This is a genomic window from Nocardia sp. PE-7, from assembly GCF_030486425.1.
GTDB classification, from domain to species: Bacteria; Actinomycetota; Actinomycetes; order Mycobacteriales; family Mycobacteriaceae; genus Nocardia; species Nocardia salmonicida_A.
The window spans coordinates 3,991,036-4,004,808 of record NZ_CP129614.1; the positions used below are offsets into that span (position 1 = coordinate 3,991,036).

Consider the following 13,773-nt stretch of genomic DNA (forward strand, 5'->3'; position numbering starts at 1 on the left):
GCGTCACCTGTCGGATGACGTTTCGTAGCACGTGACGAGCGCGGCGGCGCGCTTGCGCAGGGCGTCGCGCAACCACGGTGGGGTCAGCACCTCCGCGTCAGTGGCGAGCTGCCACATCGCCCATTCGGCATGTCTGGAATCCTGGAAGGTGACCTCCAGCCGCAGCACGCCGTCGTGGTCCGCTTCCTCGCTGTGGACGGCCAGCGAGGTGCCGACCAGTTCCTCGCGCCGCGTCGGGTTCACCCGAACCTGCACGGTGACAAGATCGCCGCCGGCGCGGAACTGCGCGCTGCGTTGCTGCCATGCCTGGTCCAGATCGACCCGTTCCGGTCGTTGTGCGGGTTCGTCGAGTTCCTCGGCGGCCACGATCCGCGACAGTCGGTAGGTGCGGTCCGCGCCGGATCTCGTCGCGAGCAAATAGCCCTGGCTTCGGACGGTGACCAGGCCGATCGGGTCGACCGTGCGCCATGCGGCGCCGTGGCCGACGGCCGCGTAGTCGATGCGCAGCTTGTGTCCGGCGAGCACCGCGCGCCGGACCTCGGTCACGATCGTGTCGGACAGGTCGTCGGTGTCCAGCCGCCGCGACAGGAGGTCGGTCTCGGGGTCGATGAGCAATCGCTCGGCCGCCTCGCTCGCGATCTCCCGATAGTTCTCGGGCAGCGCGTCGACCACCTTGAGCACGGCCGACGCGAGCGCCGAGCCGAGTCCGAACGCCTGTGCGCCACGCCGTGATCCAGCGATCAGCAGTGCCAGCGCCTCGTCGTGATTCAGCCCGGTGAGCTCGGTCCGGAACCCGGGCAACAACGCGAAACCGCCGTGCCTGCCGCGTTCGGCGTAGACCGGCACGCCGGCGGTGGACAGCGCCTCGATGTCGCGCAGCACGGTGCGGGTGGACACCTCCAGCTCGCGCGCGAGGGTTTCGGCCGACAGCCGACCGTGGCGACGCAGCAGGAGCACCAGGGAGACCAATCGGTCAGCTCGCATGGGAAAAACTATGCCAGGAATACACGACACAGGATGTCGTGTATTCCTGGCAGGTTCATCCGCATGACAAACATCGAGCACGCGTCCCGCCCGACCCACACCGTCGTCAACCCCGACGGCCTGCACGATCCGATTCCCTTCGGCTACAGCCACACCGCCGTCGTCCCCGCGGGAACGGAGCTGGTTCTCGTCTCGGGTCAGTACGGCTCCCGCCCCGACGGCGCGGTCGTCTCCCCGGACTTCACCGACCAGGTCGACCAGACCTTCCGCAATATCGCCACCGCCCTGGCCGCTCACGGCCTCGACCTCGGCCACGTCGTCCAGCTCCGGACCTATGTCGTGAATCACGACGTCACCAAACTCGGCCCCATCGCCGCTGCCGTACAGGCGAACTGGGGCACGACCCCACCCACCCAGACGCTCATCGGCGTCGCGAGCCTCGCCACTCCCGACGTTCTCTTCGAGGTCGAAGCCCTCGCCGCCCGCCCCTGATCCGGCGTGGGTGCCGTGGCGCGGTGAGCGCGTGGCACCTGCGGTCAGGAGCCGCCTCGTAGGCACGCGACCGCCTACGAGGCGCGGGGGACCGGTCGAGGACGTCGTGGGTCTGGGTGAGCAAGTCGAGCAGGTCGAGATCGTCGGTCCGGTCGAATGCCGCGATCACGGCTTCCATGGCGGGCCCGGTGCTCGGCCATCCGACCAGTTCGTCGTACGCGACCCCAGTAGGAGTTCGCCGGTATCACCTTGCCGAGTTTGCGGTAGACGACTTCCCTATCCGGCATCCTCGGATCCACCGGTGCTCATTTCGGCGGGCCGAGAACTCGCTGTACGGCAGAGGCCGCAACAACTCAGGCGAGAGTGTCCTCGATGGTCGACGCGGTAAGAATTCGGTCGGCCCAGCGATGCAGTTCGCCGGGGCTCGCCGCCCTGACCTGAAGAATGGTCGATTCGGACAGCTCACCGAACTTACGCCCGAGCAGTCGGATCAGAAGATTGGCTTCACCCTTGACTTCACCCTTGGCTTCGCCTTCAGCGCGAAGCATCTCCCCGGTAGTCACAATGACCTCCTTCGCCCGCGGTTCGAGCCGCTCGATCAGCGGGTCGAAGTCCGACGGATCTGTTTCGCCGACAGTCATAATGTACGTCACCACAGCTTGCAGGTCACGGTCACCGTCCGGGCTTTCCGCCATGGCTGACAGGTCAGGAACCAACGGCATCATCGTGATCCCCAGGTCTGTTCTGCCGGAGGCGTGGCGCTGAAGGAACAACATCACCCGTACCGCGGGCGTCAGTGGCCGCTTCTGTAGCTCGGCCAGGTCGACGCTCGCCATGTCGTCGAGAATGAACCGCATTCGCGGGACCACATCACCCAACGAATCCAGCAGCGGCACGGAGGCGGCGAACAGCTGCGAAAGCTCCGTCGGTGCCGCCCATCGATGCCCGCGCGGACTCGCATGGATCACCACCGGAACGACAATCGGCAGTGTTCGCGTCTTGGGGTATGCATCGACATAGCGGGTCCAGATGTTGACCATGTACTCCATCAGTCGCAGCGACATCAGATGGTCGCTGCTGCTCTGGTGTTCGATCAGTACGTAGATGATGGCGTCGTCGCCGTCGAGTTCGACCGAGAACAGCAGGTCGCTGTAACGCGACCGCAGTTGCGGTGAGACGTAACTTCCCGGGAGCAAACGAAGGGTATTCCAGTTCGCCCGCTGCACAATGTGTTCGGGCAGGACAGCGCGTAGTTCCGAGGCCGCGTTGACCGTTCGGCCGAGAATGTGGCGCGCGAAGGCGTCGTGCGGGTTCGAGGGTTGCTCGACCATAGCCATAACCTACTCTCGACCGGCTCGGCGAGGGCGCGATGGTGGCCGGATTACCCCGTCGGCAAGGCGGCGGTCAGGCGGTGCACGAGGATGCGCAGATTCTCGGCCAGTTCTGGCGAATTGTGTACGCGGAAGGGGACACCGAGGGTGGTCAGCTGGGTGGCGAGCCAGGCCGGGTCGTCGTCTCGGGTGGCGGTGAGACGGCACGTGGCGGCGCCGGTGGCGTGCAGGGTGTTCGGTTCTTCGCCGAGGCGGCCCGTGATGCGGCCGTGTGGTGCTTCGATGGTGACGTCGACGTGGTATTCGGGTGTGGCCCAGTCGGTTCGGCGGCCTGCTACGTAGTCGGCCGGGTCGGCGGCGGGGAGGTCGCGGGGGGTGATGCGGGCGCCGGTGGGGTGGGGGGTTTCGATGCGGTCGGCGCGGTAGCTGCGCCAGGCGTCGCGGTCGAGGTCGTAGGCGACGAGATACCAGCGGCGGCCCGCTGCGACGACACCGGCGGGTTCGGTGTGGCGGCGGGATTCTGCGCCGCTGGCGTCACGGTAGGTGAAACGCAGGCGTTCTCGGTTGGTGACAGCGGCGGCGAGGGTGGTGAGGACCTCGGGGTCGACGGTGGGGCCCTCCCCCGCGCGGACCGCGACCGCCGAACCGACCACGCGCACCCGTCTGCGCAGTTTCGTCGGCAGGACTTGCTCGAGTTTGGTCAACGCCCGCACCGAGGCGTCCTCGATGCCCGCGACCGCTTGTCCCGCAGCGACTCTCAGCCCGACAGCCACCGCGACCGCCTCGTCCGCGTCGAGGATCAACGGCGGCAGCGCCGAACCCGCGGTGAGTCGGTACCCGCCGGCGGCACCCATCGCCGCGACCACCGGGTAGCCCAGCTCGCGCAGCCGGTCGACATCGCGTCGCACGGTCCGGTCGGTGACGCCGAGCCGATCGGCCAGTTCGCTGCCGGGCCACTCCCGTGGCATCTGCAACAGGGAGAGCAAACGGAGCAGGCGGGCGGCAGTGTCGGTCATGCTCTCGATTCTGCCGGATATCTAGGACCGAAGCTGTCCTAGATGATTTGTAGCGTCGGAATCACACCGACAACGAGGAGTCCCGATGAGCACCATTCGCCCGTTCCGCATCGACATCCCCCAGGCCGACATCGATGACCTGCACGACCGGCTGAGCAGGACGCGCTGGGCGGCTCAACTGCCGGGCGAGGGCTGGGAACGCGGCATCCCCGCCGAGTATCTGCGCGAGCTCGCCCGGTACTGGGCAGACGAATTCGATTGGCGGGCACAAGAAGCCGCGCTGAACGCGTTTCCCCAGTTCCTCACCGAGATCGACGGCCTCGACGTCCATTTCGTGCACGTTCGCTCCCCCGAGCCCGACGCGGTGCCGCTGCTGCTGACCCACGGCTGGCCCAATTCGTTCGTGGAGTTCACCCGCACCATCGGCCCGCTCACCGATCCACGCGCCCACGGCCTCGATCCCGCGCTCGCCTTCGACGTGGTGATCCCGTCCGTCCCCGGCTTCGCCTTCTCGGCGGCGCCGCGCGAACCCGGCATGACCACCGCACGGGTCGCCGCGATGTGGGCCACTCTGATGGACCGCCTCGGCTATGACCGCTACGGCACGCAGGGCGGTGACCTCGGCGCCTACATCGCGCCGGAGGTGGCGCTCGCCGCCCCGGAACACGTGATCGGCGTGCATCTCGACGGCGGGCTCGGCATGCCGACCGAGGCCGACGTGCCCGCGATGTCGGCCGACGATCGCGCGCAGTGGGCGGAAATGCAGCGGTGGATGACCGGCGGCGTCGACCACCACGCCCTGCTGCGGGCGGCGCCGCAAACCTTCGCGCTCGGCTGGAACGATTCGCCGGTCGCACTACTGGCGTGGATGATGCAGAAGTTCCAGGAGTTCGCTTACATGGCCGACCGCGCCGAAGACGTGATCGAGCGCGACCATCTGCTGACCGACATCGCCCTGTACTGGTTCACCCAGACCACCGGCACCTCGTCCTGGCCGATGTACGACGGACTGCGCGACGGTGGCGGATTCGGTTGGCCCAGCGACCAGAACCTGGTGCCGACCGGCGTCTACGGTGGCGGATCACCGCTCATGCGCAAACTCGCCGACCGGGGCAACAAGATCACCCATTGGCCGTCGGGAAATCCGGGCAACCATTTCATCGCGATGGAGGAACCGGTCGCCCACGTCGCCGACATCCGGACATTCTTCGCCCCGCTGCGCTGAACTGTTTCGCTCTAGCGTTGGCTCGCGTCCGGCACCCGGGGCGGACACGGTGCGCCGGGCGCGGTGACCAACTCGAAATGCCACCACTCGTTGTCGAAGGTGCGGCACAGCCCCCACCGGTTACCGTTGGCCTCGAGCCACTGTGCCCCCACCTGCGGGCCGACATCGACGGCGCGACCGGCGACATGGGTGGATTCCTCCGGCGGCAGCACCCAGCGGCGCGCCTCCTCGGGGCTGCCGTAGGTGGCGAGGCCGTCCTGCCAGAGCCATTGCTGCTGCTCGTAGGTGCGATGGCCGGAGGTGATCGACAGGGGCACATCCTCGGCATGGGCCTGCCGCTCGGCGAGAGTGTAGGCGGCGGCGAGCGGCGGGTCGAGGCCTTCGGTGCCCGCTGCCGATTGGAACTGTTCGCGCGGCTCGGGCTGGGCGCCGACGGTGCCGATGCCGACGGCGGTCACAGCGGCGGCGGCCGTCATCGTCACCAGGATCCGGTCGGCCGCGCGGCCGAGCACAGTTTTCATAGGCGGATTCTATCGACCCGACCGGTCGCCGAGACCGAGGCGCCACTGCTCGATCACCCGACCGGTTTCGGTCTGCGGGGGTTCACCGTAGAGCCATTCGCGGGCGAGCTGATGCCAGTTGGCGGTGGCGCGCAGCTGACCGAGGGTGGCGAAGGTGAACAGGTCGGCGCGGCGGGAGAACACGTGCTCGGGGGGCAACAGCTGTTTGTGCATGCCCTGGAAGTCCGACGAGCGCGGATCGATGGCGAGCAGCAGTGCGCCGGTCGCCAATTCGGGGGTGATCGTGACGGCCTCGTCGAGCAGGTGCCAGCCGGTGGCGGCCCAGACGTAGGCCAGACTCTCCTCCGCGGTGACCACGGAATCGGGGTCGATGATCCCGCGGCCCACCCACGCCGCGAACAGATCCTCGCCCCGGCCTTCCGCGGCGGCCCGCAGGACGTCACGTTCGAATTCGACGTGTGCGGGGTCCATCTCCTTGTAGAGACCGAAGTCGACGAAGGCGAGTTTGCCATCTGCGGCCAGCAGCACATTGCCCGGATGCGGATCGCCACAGAACTCGTTGTCGGCGAACAGGCCGGCGATATAGAAGCGATAGATCAGTTCACCGAGCCGGTCACGTTCGGCGGCGGGCAGGGTCTGGATATACGAAAACGGATGCCCCTCGACGAATTCGGTGACCAGCACGTTGTGCGTACAGAATTCCTCGACGCTGTCGGGCACGGTGATGAAGGGATGACCACGGTAGCGCTGCGCGACCCGATGCTGAGTTCGGGCCTCGCGCTCGTAATCGAGCTCGCTGCGCAGATTGTTGGCGACCTCTTCCAGCACGCCCGTATCGGCCATGCTCGGCAGCGCCGTTCTCGCCATCTTGGCGAGGAACTCGAGATTACTGATATCGGCGTGGACGGCGCGCTCGACCCCGGGATATTTCACCTTGACCGCGACGACGCGCCCGTCGTGCAGTCGTGCCCGGTGCACCTGGCCGATCGACGCCGCCGCGATCGAGGTCTCACCGAACTCGGCGAAGGTCCGCGACAAGGGACCGAGATCGTCCTCGATCACCTGGCGCATCGTCGCGAACGGCATCGCGGGCGCCCGGTCCTGCAGGGCCGCGAGCTGGGCGCGGAACTGCTCTCGATGGGCTTCGGGCACGAAATCGAGATCGAGCACCGACCCCATCTGCCCGAGTTTCATCGCCGAGCCCTTCATACTCCCCAGCACCGCGACGATCTGCTGCGCCTTCATCATCGCCGACCGCTCGGCCAGCACCTCCCGCGCCTCGTCGGTGCGGCCGATCATCGACAGCCGCCGCCCGACTTCCCGCATGGCCTGACCGGCTGCGAACTGCCCCAACTTCGCGCTGCGCGCCGCCCGCCCCCCGGGCACTGAACCGCTCGCCAATCCGCACCCCTGTCAGGCCCTGTCCGCCGTATGTCGGGCGTCACATTACACCGGGGTGACCGGCGCCGCCGGGCCCCGAAACCGACGAAACCCCGGCACCCGCCGAGGCGGACACCGGGGTGACGGAGCCGGATTACTACACCCGTTCCTTGGAACGGGTCCGCACGCGCAGGGCGATGGGCTTGGCGGTCTCGGCGAAGAAGTCGTTGCCCTTGTCGTCGACGACGATGAACGCGGGGAAGTCTTCGACGTCGATCTTCCAGACGGCTTCCATGCCGAGTTCGGCGTATTCCAGGACCTCGACGTTCTTGATGCAGTCGAGGGCGAGGCGGGCGGCGGGGCCACCGATGGAACCGAGGTAGAAGCCGCCGTGTTCGTGGCACGCCTTGGTGACCTGGGCGGAACGGTTGCCCTTGGCGAGCATCACCATGGAGCCGCCCGCGGCCTGGAACTGGTCGACGTAGGAGTCCATCCGACCGGCGGTGGTGGGGCCGAAGGAGCCCGAGGCATAGCCCTCGGGGGTCTTGGCGGGGCCCGCGTAGTAGACGGCCATGTCGCGCAGGTACTGCGGCATGGGCTCGCCCGCGTCGAGGCGTTCCTTGATCTTGGCGTGGGCGATGTCGCGGGCCACGACCAAGGGACCGGTCAGCGAAAGACGGGTCTTCACCGGGTATTTCGACAATTCGGCGCGGATCTCGTCCATCGGGCGATTGAGATCGATCTTCACGACGTCGCCACCGAGGATGTCGGCGGTCTGTTCCGGAAGGTACTGGGCCGGTTCGGTTTCCAGCTGCTCGAGGAAGATGCCGTCCTTGGTGATCTTGGCCAGTGCCTGGCGATCGGCCGAGCAGGAGACGGCGATCGCGACGGGGCAGGACGCGCCGTGGCGGGGCAGGCGGACCACGCGCACGTCGTGGCAGAAGTACTTGCCGCCGAACTGCGCGCCGATGCCGAATTCCCGGGTGAGCTGGAAGACCTCTTCTTCGAGCTCGACGTCACGGAAGGCGTGACCGGTGATCGAGCCCTCGGTGGGCAGGTTGTCCAGGTAGTGCGCCGAGGCGTATTTCGCTGTCTTCAAGGCGAATTCGGCGCTGGTTCCGCCGATGACCACCGCGAGGTGGTACGGCGGGCAGGCCGCGGTGCCCAGCGAGCGGATCTTCTCGTCGAGGAACTCGAGCATGCGCTCGGGGTTCAGGACGGCCTTGGTCTCCTGGTACAGGAACGACTTGTTGGCCGAGCCGCCGCCCTTGGCCATGAACAGGAACTTGTACACCGGGTTGTCGGCGTCGCCCTCGGTCGAATACAGCTCGATCTGGGCGGGCAGGTTGGTGCCGGTGTTCTTCTCGTCCCACATGGTGATCGGGGCGAGCTGGGAGTAGCGCAGGTTCAGCTTGGTGTAGGCGTCGAAGATGCCGCGGCTGAGCCATTCCGCGTCGTCGACACCGGTGAGCACGCCCTCGCTCTTCTTGCCCATCACGATCGCGGTGCCGGTGTCCTGACACATCGGCAGCACGCCGCCTGCGGAGATGTTGAGGTTCTTGAGCAGGTCGAGCGCGACGAAGCGGTCGTTGCCCGAGGACTCGGGGTCGTCGATGATCTTGCGCAGCTGGCGCAGGTGCGCGGGGCGCAGGTAGTGGCTGATGTCGTGGATCGCCGTCTCGGTCAGCAGCCGCAACGCCTCGGGCTCGACCTGAAGGAAGGTGCGCCCGTTGTGCTCGAAGGTGCTGACCCCCTCGCTGGTGAGCAGGCGGTAGGGCGTCTCGTCGGCGCCGATCGGAAGCAGATCGGAATAGCGGAACTCCGGCGCGGTCACGGATCGCACTCCTTCGGGCAGGGCGGGCACCGCAACACTGCGGAGCACCAGGCAGGGCTGGTCACAAAGCAATCCGCAGCCTAACGACCACCCGTACCCGCACAGCGGTTAGGCAACCCTATGTGAGGTTCCTAACTGACCCTAACTAAGATCGAGGTTGCACGTTCAACCCAAACGGTGCTACCCATTCTCCCGGGCGGTGGCGGGAGTGCACCGTTCAATCCGAAGCCTGCACCTTCAGAATCTGGAGCTCGATCGTGACCGATCCACAGTGGCTCGATGATGTCGAAATGCGTGCCTGGCTGGGCTATGTCCGGACCCGCGACCTGATCGCCGCGGCGATCGGACGTGACGCAGGCAGGGCGGCCAACCTGAGCTACGTCGAGTATTCCGTCATGGTCTACCTAGCCGACGCACCGGGCCAGCGACTCACCTTCGCCGATCTGGCTTGTGCGCTCGAATGGTCGCAGAGCAGGCTCTCGCACCAGATCACCCGCATGCAGAAGCGCGGGCTGGTCTCACGCGAGACGATGCCGCACGACCAGCGCCGCACCGTCGCCAAGCTGACCCCGACCGGCGGACAACTGCTCACCACGGCCGCGCCCGCGCACGTGCGCAGCGTGCGCAAACACATGATCGACGTATTGGATCGCGACCAGCTCGCCACCCTCGCGGAGATCTACGACGTGCTCGTCGACCATCACCGCGGCGCGAAGGACGACGACCCGGTCGGTCGCCTGCAAACCGCCGCACCCGGCGAGGACTAGGACCCGGCGCTGCCGCCGCCCCCGCCGGAGGAATCGGGGCGGGCCTTGCCCAGCCCTCCGCGCGCGACGGTGCCGCCCTTGGTCGGTGCGCCGCGATCGAAGACCTCGCCGGTGGTGGGGCGCAGGAAACTGCCCGCCGCCAGCGCGACCGCGACGCCGATCGCCGGGTACACGAAGGTATCGGTGTGCTGGTACCAGAACCGCGAGTACCTGGTGCCCGCGGTGTCGCACTGATCGTCGGCGACCCGGACATTGGTCGTCGTGTCGACGCAGACACCGACGGACGCCGGTTTGGCAGCGGCCGCGGTCGTGGTGGTGGTCCGGGATGTCGCCGTCGGGGGCTTCGAGGTGGTCGTGAGCGTGGCCGACGCCGCGCGCGGTGCCGGTTTCGGGGTGGCGGTGCCACATCCGGCCGAGACCAGAGCCACCGCCACCACGGCGGGCAGCGTGTAGGACACGCTGCGCGACATCATGATTCGCCGACGCGAACCCTCGATTTCCGAAACCACACTCACGAATTTCCCCCTCCGGCGGCGATGCCCAACCGTCGATACTAACGAGACGCGGCGCCGCTGACGACCGTTACGTCGGTCGTGAAATCCCGGTTGCCGGAATCGTTTTGCCCCGAACCCACCCCCAACGCGCGTTCGAAACCGGCCGGGATCACGATGTCGTCGCGCGTCAGCTCGGTGATCGAGGTCTTGCGCAGACCCAACAGCGCGGAATCGATGCCGCCACGCAGGACGTCGAGAACGTTCTCGACACCGGCCTGACCGTTGGCCGCCAGACCCCAGAGGTACGCGCGCCCGATCAGCACCGCACGCGCACCGAGCGCCACCGCCTTCACGACATCGCTGCCGCGCCGGATGCCGCCGTCGAGGAGCACCTCGATCTGATCGCCCACCGCGTCGGCGAGCACCGGCAGCGCGCGGATGGCGGCGGGGGTGCCGTCGAGGTTGTTGCCGCCGTGATTGGACACCGAGATGCCCGCGACGCCGGCGTCGACGGCACGCAAGGCGTCGTCCACCCGCATCACGCCCTTGAGCAGCACCGGGCCGTCCCATTGCGCGCAGATCCAGGCGACATCGTCCCAGTCGGGCGCCGGTGTCTGCATCCATTCGCCGTAGGCGCCGAAGAACCCGGGCGCCGCACCGCCGCCGACCGCCATATTGGGTGCGGTGAGGTCGGGGATACTGCCCGAGCGCAGGTAGGTCGCGAGCCAGCGCGGGCGCGCGAGGGTCTGCGGCGCGAATTTCATCATCGTGCGCAGGTTCAGCGATTCCGGGATCACCGGGCTGCCCCAGTCGCGGCCGTGCGAGAACGACCAGTCCAGGGTAAGGATCAGGCCCACCGCGCCCGCCTTCTTCGCCCTGGCCATCCGCTCGAGGATCTGGTCCCTGTTGCCACACCAGTAGAGCTGGAACAGGGTCGACGGGTTGGCGGCGATGACCTCTTCGACGGGCTTGCTCGCGAAAGAGCTGAGCCCCATGGCGATTCCGCGTGCCGCCGCGGCGCGCGCGACGGCGACCTCACCGTCGGGGTGCACCGCCTGTACGCCGGTGGGCGAGATCAGCACCGGCATGGAGACCTGCTGGCCCAGCACCGTGGTCGATTGGTCACGTTCGCCGATCGGGCCCGCGCAGTGCGGGGCGAAACCGAGTTCGGTGAACGCGGTCTGATTGTCTTCGATGGTCTGTCCGCGTTCCGAACCGGCGATCAGCGCGCCGTACACCGACTTCGGCAGACGCTTGCGGGCGCGCCGTTGCGCCTCGGCAACGGTCTCGAACCAGGGATTCATCGGGGTCCTTCCTCATGATCCTGCGGCCACCATCGGCGCAGGTCTTCCAGCAATGCGGTCGTGGCGACCCGCAGCAGATCGGCGCCTTCGTCGGCACTCGATCCGGTGGGGTCGCCGAGGATTCCATTGGGACTGGCTGCCCGCACTCCGCCCGCGCGCAGCAGCGGCAGCAGTTCGGCCAGCGGGCGACAGTCCCCCGGCTCGGCCAGTTCGACGCGCACCAGCTCGGGACTCAGCGCGAGCTGGATCGAGGTTTCGGTGCGCCCGGCGTGCGGGTCGCCGCCGTAGCCGGGCGAGAACACCCGCACGTCGCGCGACTCCGACCGCAGCAGGGCGACGGCTCGGCGCAGCGTTTCCACATTGCCGCCGTGTCCGTTGACCAGCACGATTCGCGAGAACGTATCCGTCGCGGAGCGACACAGTTCGACGACGAGCAGTTCCAGCGCCGCCTGCCCGATCGACAGGGTGCCCGCGAACCCCGCGTGCTCGCCGCTTGCCCCGTAGGCCACGGCGGGCGCGATGAGCACGTCGCCACGCTCGGCCGCGGCCCGGCGGCACACCGCCGACGCGATATCGCTGTCGGTCGACAGGGGCAGATGCGGGCCGTGCTGCTCGGTCGCACCGAGCGGAATGACCAGGATCACTCCCTCGGCAGCGCGCACACCTGCCTCGGGCGATGTGAGGTGCGCCACGAACATGGCGCCAACATTAACGTCAGTCACTGACATAATCAATAGCTCGTGCAGGTCGAAAGCTCGCCGAGTCCCTATCCTGTATCCATGTCCGCCCCGCCGCCGCGCGCACCGATCTCGATTCCGAAGCCATCGGGGCACCGCGGGCGTCCACCGCGCACCACCCGTCGCGAACTCGAGGTGATCGCGATGAAGCTGTTCGCCGAACACGGGTTCGACGACGTCACCGTCGAACGCATCGCCGCCGAGGCCGGGGTGAGCGAGCGCACCTTCTTCCGCTACTTCCCCACCAAGGCCGAGGTGCTGTGGCACCAGTTCGACAACGAGGTCGACGACCTGCGCGCCGCGTTCGCCGCCGTCCCGGCCGACGAGCCGATGATGGCGGCGGTACGCCGCATCGTGGTGACGGCGAACAGATATCGCGCCGAGGACATCCCCGAATTGCGCACCCGGATGCGGCTGGTCTCCGGGGTCCCCGCGCTCTCGGCGGGGGCAGGGGCACACTACGACGCGTGGGAGCACGCCGTCGGCGAGTTCGCCGCGAGCCGACTCGGGGCCGGCGCGGGCGACCTGATCCCCCTCGCCATCGGGCGCACCACCCTGGCCGCCGCGCGGGCCGCGTTCGACGCGTGGCTCGAGCGCGGCGATACCGACCTCACCGTGTATCTGGATCAGGCGCTGCGCGCGCTCGAACGCGGGTTCGCCCCGGAATAGCCGGGCGCGCCACGTTTGGGCAGCACCACCGAGGGGGTATGAGTAGGCTCAGGCTCAACGCGCACTGTGCGCACCGCAAACGTCCGTCGTCGAAAGGGGCAGGGGTTTCCATGTCCGAGGTGTCCACGAGTCTTTCGGCGGATTCGCTGCCGGCGCAACCGCTCGACAACCTGCTCCCGCAGCTGGTCGAGCATCTGCGGCAGAACCGCACCGGACTGCGGGAAGAGTGGGCACGGCGGATCACCGAGGCCGAACTGCTGACCGCGATGACCCCGGAGGAGATCTTCTCCGAGGCGACGTCGATGTACGACAACTACGTCGAGGTGCTCGTCACCGGTAGCGTCGAGGCACTGCAGGCCTATGCCCGCGACCTGTCCGAGCGCATCATTCCGCGAGGCGTCGAGACCGACGAGGTCATCGGCATCGTGCTGCTGCTGCGCGATGTGCTGGCGCGCAGCCTCTTCGAGAAGTACCAGTCCAACTTCGAACTGCTCAACCGCGTGCTCGACGCCTACGAACCGGCCGCCAACCGCATCGCCAACACCGTGGCCGTGTCGTTCGTGCAGGAGCGCGAGCGCGTCATCAGCCGCCAGCAAGAGGCCATCCGCGAGCTGTCCACCCCGGTGCTGCAGGTGCGCGAGCAGCTGCTCATCCTGCCGATCATCGGTGTGCTCGACTCCCAGCGCGCCCGCCAGCTCACCGAACAGCTGCTGCGCGCCATCCGCGCCAATCGCGCCAAGGTGGTCGTCATCGACATCACCGGTGTGCCCGCGATCGACTCCGTGGTGGCCAACCACCTCGTGCAGACCGTCGACGCGTCCGGCCTGATGGGCGCCAGCGTGATCATCACCGGCCTGTCCTCCGAGATCGCGCTCACCCTGGTGACCATCGGTCTCGATCTGTCCAAGATGAATGCCGTCGGCGACCTGCAGGGCGGTATCGAAGAAGCCGAGCGTCTACTCGGGTACGAGGTCTCCCGAGTCACCGAACGCTTGAGCGAGCGGGACGGGCGCTGACCA

At 67.7% G+C, this 13,773-nt stretch carries 14 protein-coding genes; 5 read left to right on the plus strand and 9 right to left on the minus strand.

Annotated elements, in window-relative coordinates:
- Window positions 1–3: 3 nt before the first annotated feature.
- The gene (locus tag QX204_RS18865; RefSeq protein ID WP_301901090.1) at window positions 4–984 is read right to left on the minus strand and encodes a helix-turn-helix transcriptional regulator; all 981 of its coding nucleotides are present in this window, start codon (window positions 982–984) and stop codon (window positions 4–6) included.
- A 63-nt stretch (window positions 985–1,047) separates the two neighbouring features.
- Between QX204_RS18865 and QX204_RS18870 the strand changes: the two genes are divergently transcribed.
- Window positions 1,048–1,476, plus strand: a complete 429-nt coding sequence (locus tag QX204_RS18870; RefSeq protein ID WP_301901092.1) for a RidA family protein — start codon at window positions 1,048–1,050, stop codon at window positions 1,474–1,476.
- 353 nt (window positions 1,477–1,829) lie between these two features.
- On the opposite strand, the gene QX204_RS18875 is transcribed toward QX204_RS18870, so the two are convergent.
- A complete protein-coding gene (locus tag QX204_RS18875) occupies window positions 1,830–2,813 on the minus strand; it encodes an Rpn family recombination-promoting nuclease/putative transposase (RefSeq protein WP_367620136.1) in 984 nt (327 codons plus the stop codon).
- A 44-nt stretch (window positions 2,814–2,857) separates the two neighbouring features.
- Window positions 2,858–3,823 (minus strand): helix-turn-helix transcriptional regulator, encoded by a 966-nt coding sequence (locus QX204_RS18880; RefSeq protein ID WP_301901095.1) that lies wholly within the window; start codon window positions 3,821–3,823, stop codon window positions 2,858–2,860.
- Window positions 3,824–3,908: 85 nt separating this feature from the next.
- Between QX204_RS18880 and QX204_RS18885 the strand changes: the two genes are divergently transcribed.
- Window positions 3,909–5,048: an epoxide hydrolase family protein gene (locus QX204_RS18885; protein WP_301901096.1), complete on the plus strand. Its 1,140-nt coding sequence runs from the start codon at window positions 3,909–3,911 to the stop codon at window positions 5,046–5,048.
- 11 nt (window positions 5,049–5,059) lie between these two features.
- On the opposite strand, the gene QX204_RS18890 is transcribed toward QX204_RS18885, so the two are convergent.
- The 3 genes from QX204_RS18890 to QX204_RS18900 form a co-directional block, all read right to left on the minus strand.
- Window positions 5,060–5,569 carry a M15 family metallopeptidase gene (locus tag QX204_RS18890; RefSeq protein ID WP_301901098.1) on the minus strand — a complete coding sequence of 170 codons (510 nt, stop codon included), beginning with the start codon at window positions 5,567–5,569 and terminating at the stop codon, window positions 5,060–5,062.
- A 9-nt stretch (window positions 5,570–5,578) separates the two neighbouring features.
- Window positions 5,579–6,895, minus strand: coding sequence for an ABC1 kinase family protein (locus QX204_RS18895; protein ID WP_301901100.1), 1,317 nt, complete (start codon window positions 6,893–6,895; stop codon window positions 5,579–5,581).
- 211 nt (window positions 6,896–7,106) lie between these two features.
- A complete protein-coding gene (locus tag QX204_RS18900; RefSeq protein ID WP_301901101.1) occupies window positions 7,107–8,783 on the minus strand; it encodes a fumarate hydratase in 1,677 nt (558 codons plus the stop codon).
- Between the two features lie 257 nt (window positions 8,784–9,040).
- Between QX204_RS18900 and QX204_RS18905 the strand changes: the two genes are divergently transcribed.
- Window positions 9,041–9,550, plus strand: coding sequence for a MarR family winged helix-turn-helix transcriptional regulator (locus tag QX204_RS18905; RefSeq protein WP_301901102.1), 510 nt, complete (start codon window positions 9,041–9,043; stop codon window positions 9,548–9,550).
- Here the strand turns inward: QX204_RS18905 and QX204_RS18910 are convergent.
- The 3 genes from QX204_RS18910 to mftE are packed head-to-tail and all read right to left on the minus strand — an operon-like array spanning window position 9,547 to window position 12,046.
- Window positions 9,547–10,065 carry a hypothetical protein gene (locus QX204_RS18910; protein WP_301901103.1) on the minus strand — a complete coding sequence of 173 codons (519 nt, stop codon included), beginning with the start codon at window positions 10,063–10,065 and terminating at the stop codon, window positions 9,547–9,549. The genes QX204_RS18905 and QX204_RS18910 overlap by 4 nt on opposite strands.
- A gap of 38 nt (window positions 10,066–10,103) precedes the next feature.
- A complete protein-coding gene (mftD, locus tag QX204_RS18915; RefSeq protein ID WP_301901104.1) occupies window positions 10,104–11,348 on the minus strand; it encodes a pre-mycofactocin synthase MftD in 1,245 nt (414 codons plus the stop codon).
- Complete coding sequence (mftE, locus tag QX204_RS18920) at window positions 11,345–12,046, minus strand: mycofactocin biosynthesis peptidyl-dipeptidase MftE (RefSeq protein ID WP_301901106.1); 702 nt, start codon at window positions 12,044–12,046, stop codon at window positions 11,345–11,347. Before mftE ends, mftD begins: the two co-directional genes overlap by 4 nt.
- 81 nt (window positions 12,047–12,127) lie before the next feature.
- Here mftE and mftR point away from each other — a divergent pair, with 81 nt between their 5' ends.
- Together mftR and QX204_RS18930 are read left to right on the plus strand one after the other, a co-directional pair.
- The gene (gene mftR, locus QX204_RS18925; protein ID WP_301901108.1) at window positions 12,128–12,754 is read left to right on the plus strand and encodes a mycofactocin system transcriptional regulator MftR; all 627 of its coding nucleotides are present in this window, start codon (window positions 12,128–12,130) and stop codon (window positions 12,752–12,754) included.
- A 110-nt stretch (window positions 12,755–12,864) separates the two neighbouring features.
- Window positions 12,865–13,770 carry an STAS domain-containing protein gene (locus QX204_RS18930; protein WP_056809988.1) on the plus strand — a complete coding sequence of 302 codons (906 nt, stop codon included), beginning with the start codon at window positions 12,865–12,867 and terminating at the stop codon, window positions 13,768–13,770.
- Window positions 13,771–13,773: the final 3 nt, after the last annotated feature.

Excerpts from the sequence above, each read along its gene's own strand:
- QX204_RS18865 (WP_301901090.1), bottom strand. The coding sequence starts at position 984 with ATGCGAGCTGACCGATTGGTCTCCCTGGTGCTCCTGCTGCGTCGCCAC.
- QX204_RS18870 (WP_301901092.1), top strand. The coding sequence starts at position 1,048 with ATGACAAACATCGAGCACGCGTCCCGCCCGACCCACACCGTCGTCAAC.
- QX204_RS18875 (WP_367620136.1), bottom strand. The coding sequence starts at position 2,813 with ATGGCTATGGTCGAGCAACCCTCGAACCCGCACGACGCCTTCGCGCGC.
- QX204_RS18880 (WP_301901095.1), bottom strand. The coding sequence starts at position 3,823 with ATGACCGACACTGCCGCCCGCCTGCTCCGTTTGCTCTCCCTGTTGCAG.
- QX204_RS18885 (WP_301901096.1), top strand. The coding sequence starts at position 3,909 with ATGAGCACCATTCGCCCGTTCCGCATCGACATCCCCCAGGCCGACATC.
- QX204_RS18890 (WP_301901098.1), bottom strand. The coding sequence starts at position 5,569 with ATGAAAACTGTGCTCGGCCGCGCGGCCGACCGGATCCTGGTGACGATG.
- QX204_RS18895 (WP_301901100.1), bottom strand. The coding sequence starts at position 6,895 with ATGCGGGAAGTCGGGCGGCGGCTGTCGATGATCGGCCGCACCGACGAG.
- mftD (WP_301901104.1), bottom strand. The coding sequence starts at position 11,348 with ATGAATCCCTGGTTCGAGACCGTTGCCGAGGCGCAACGGCGCGCCCGC.
- mftE (WP_301901106.1), bottom strand. The coding sequence starts at position 12,046 with ATGTTCGTGGCGCACCTCACATCGCCCGAGGCAGGTGTGCGCGCTGCC.
- mftR (WP_301901108.1), top strand. The coding sequence starts at position 12,128 with ATGTCCGCCCCGCCGCCGCGCGCACCGATCTCGATTCCGAAGCCATCG.
- QX204_RS18930 (WP_056809988.1), top strand. The coding sequence starts at position 12,865 with ATGTCCGAGGTGTCCACGAGTCTTTCGGCGGATTCGCTGCCGGCGCAA.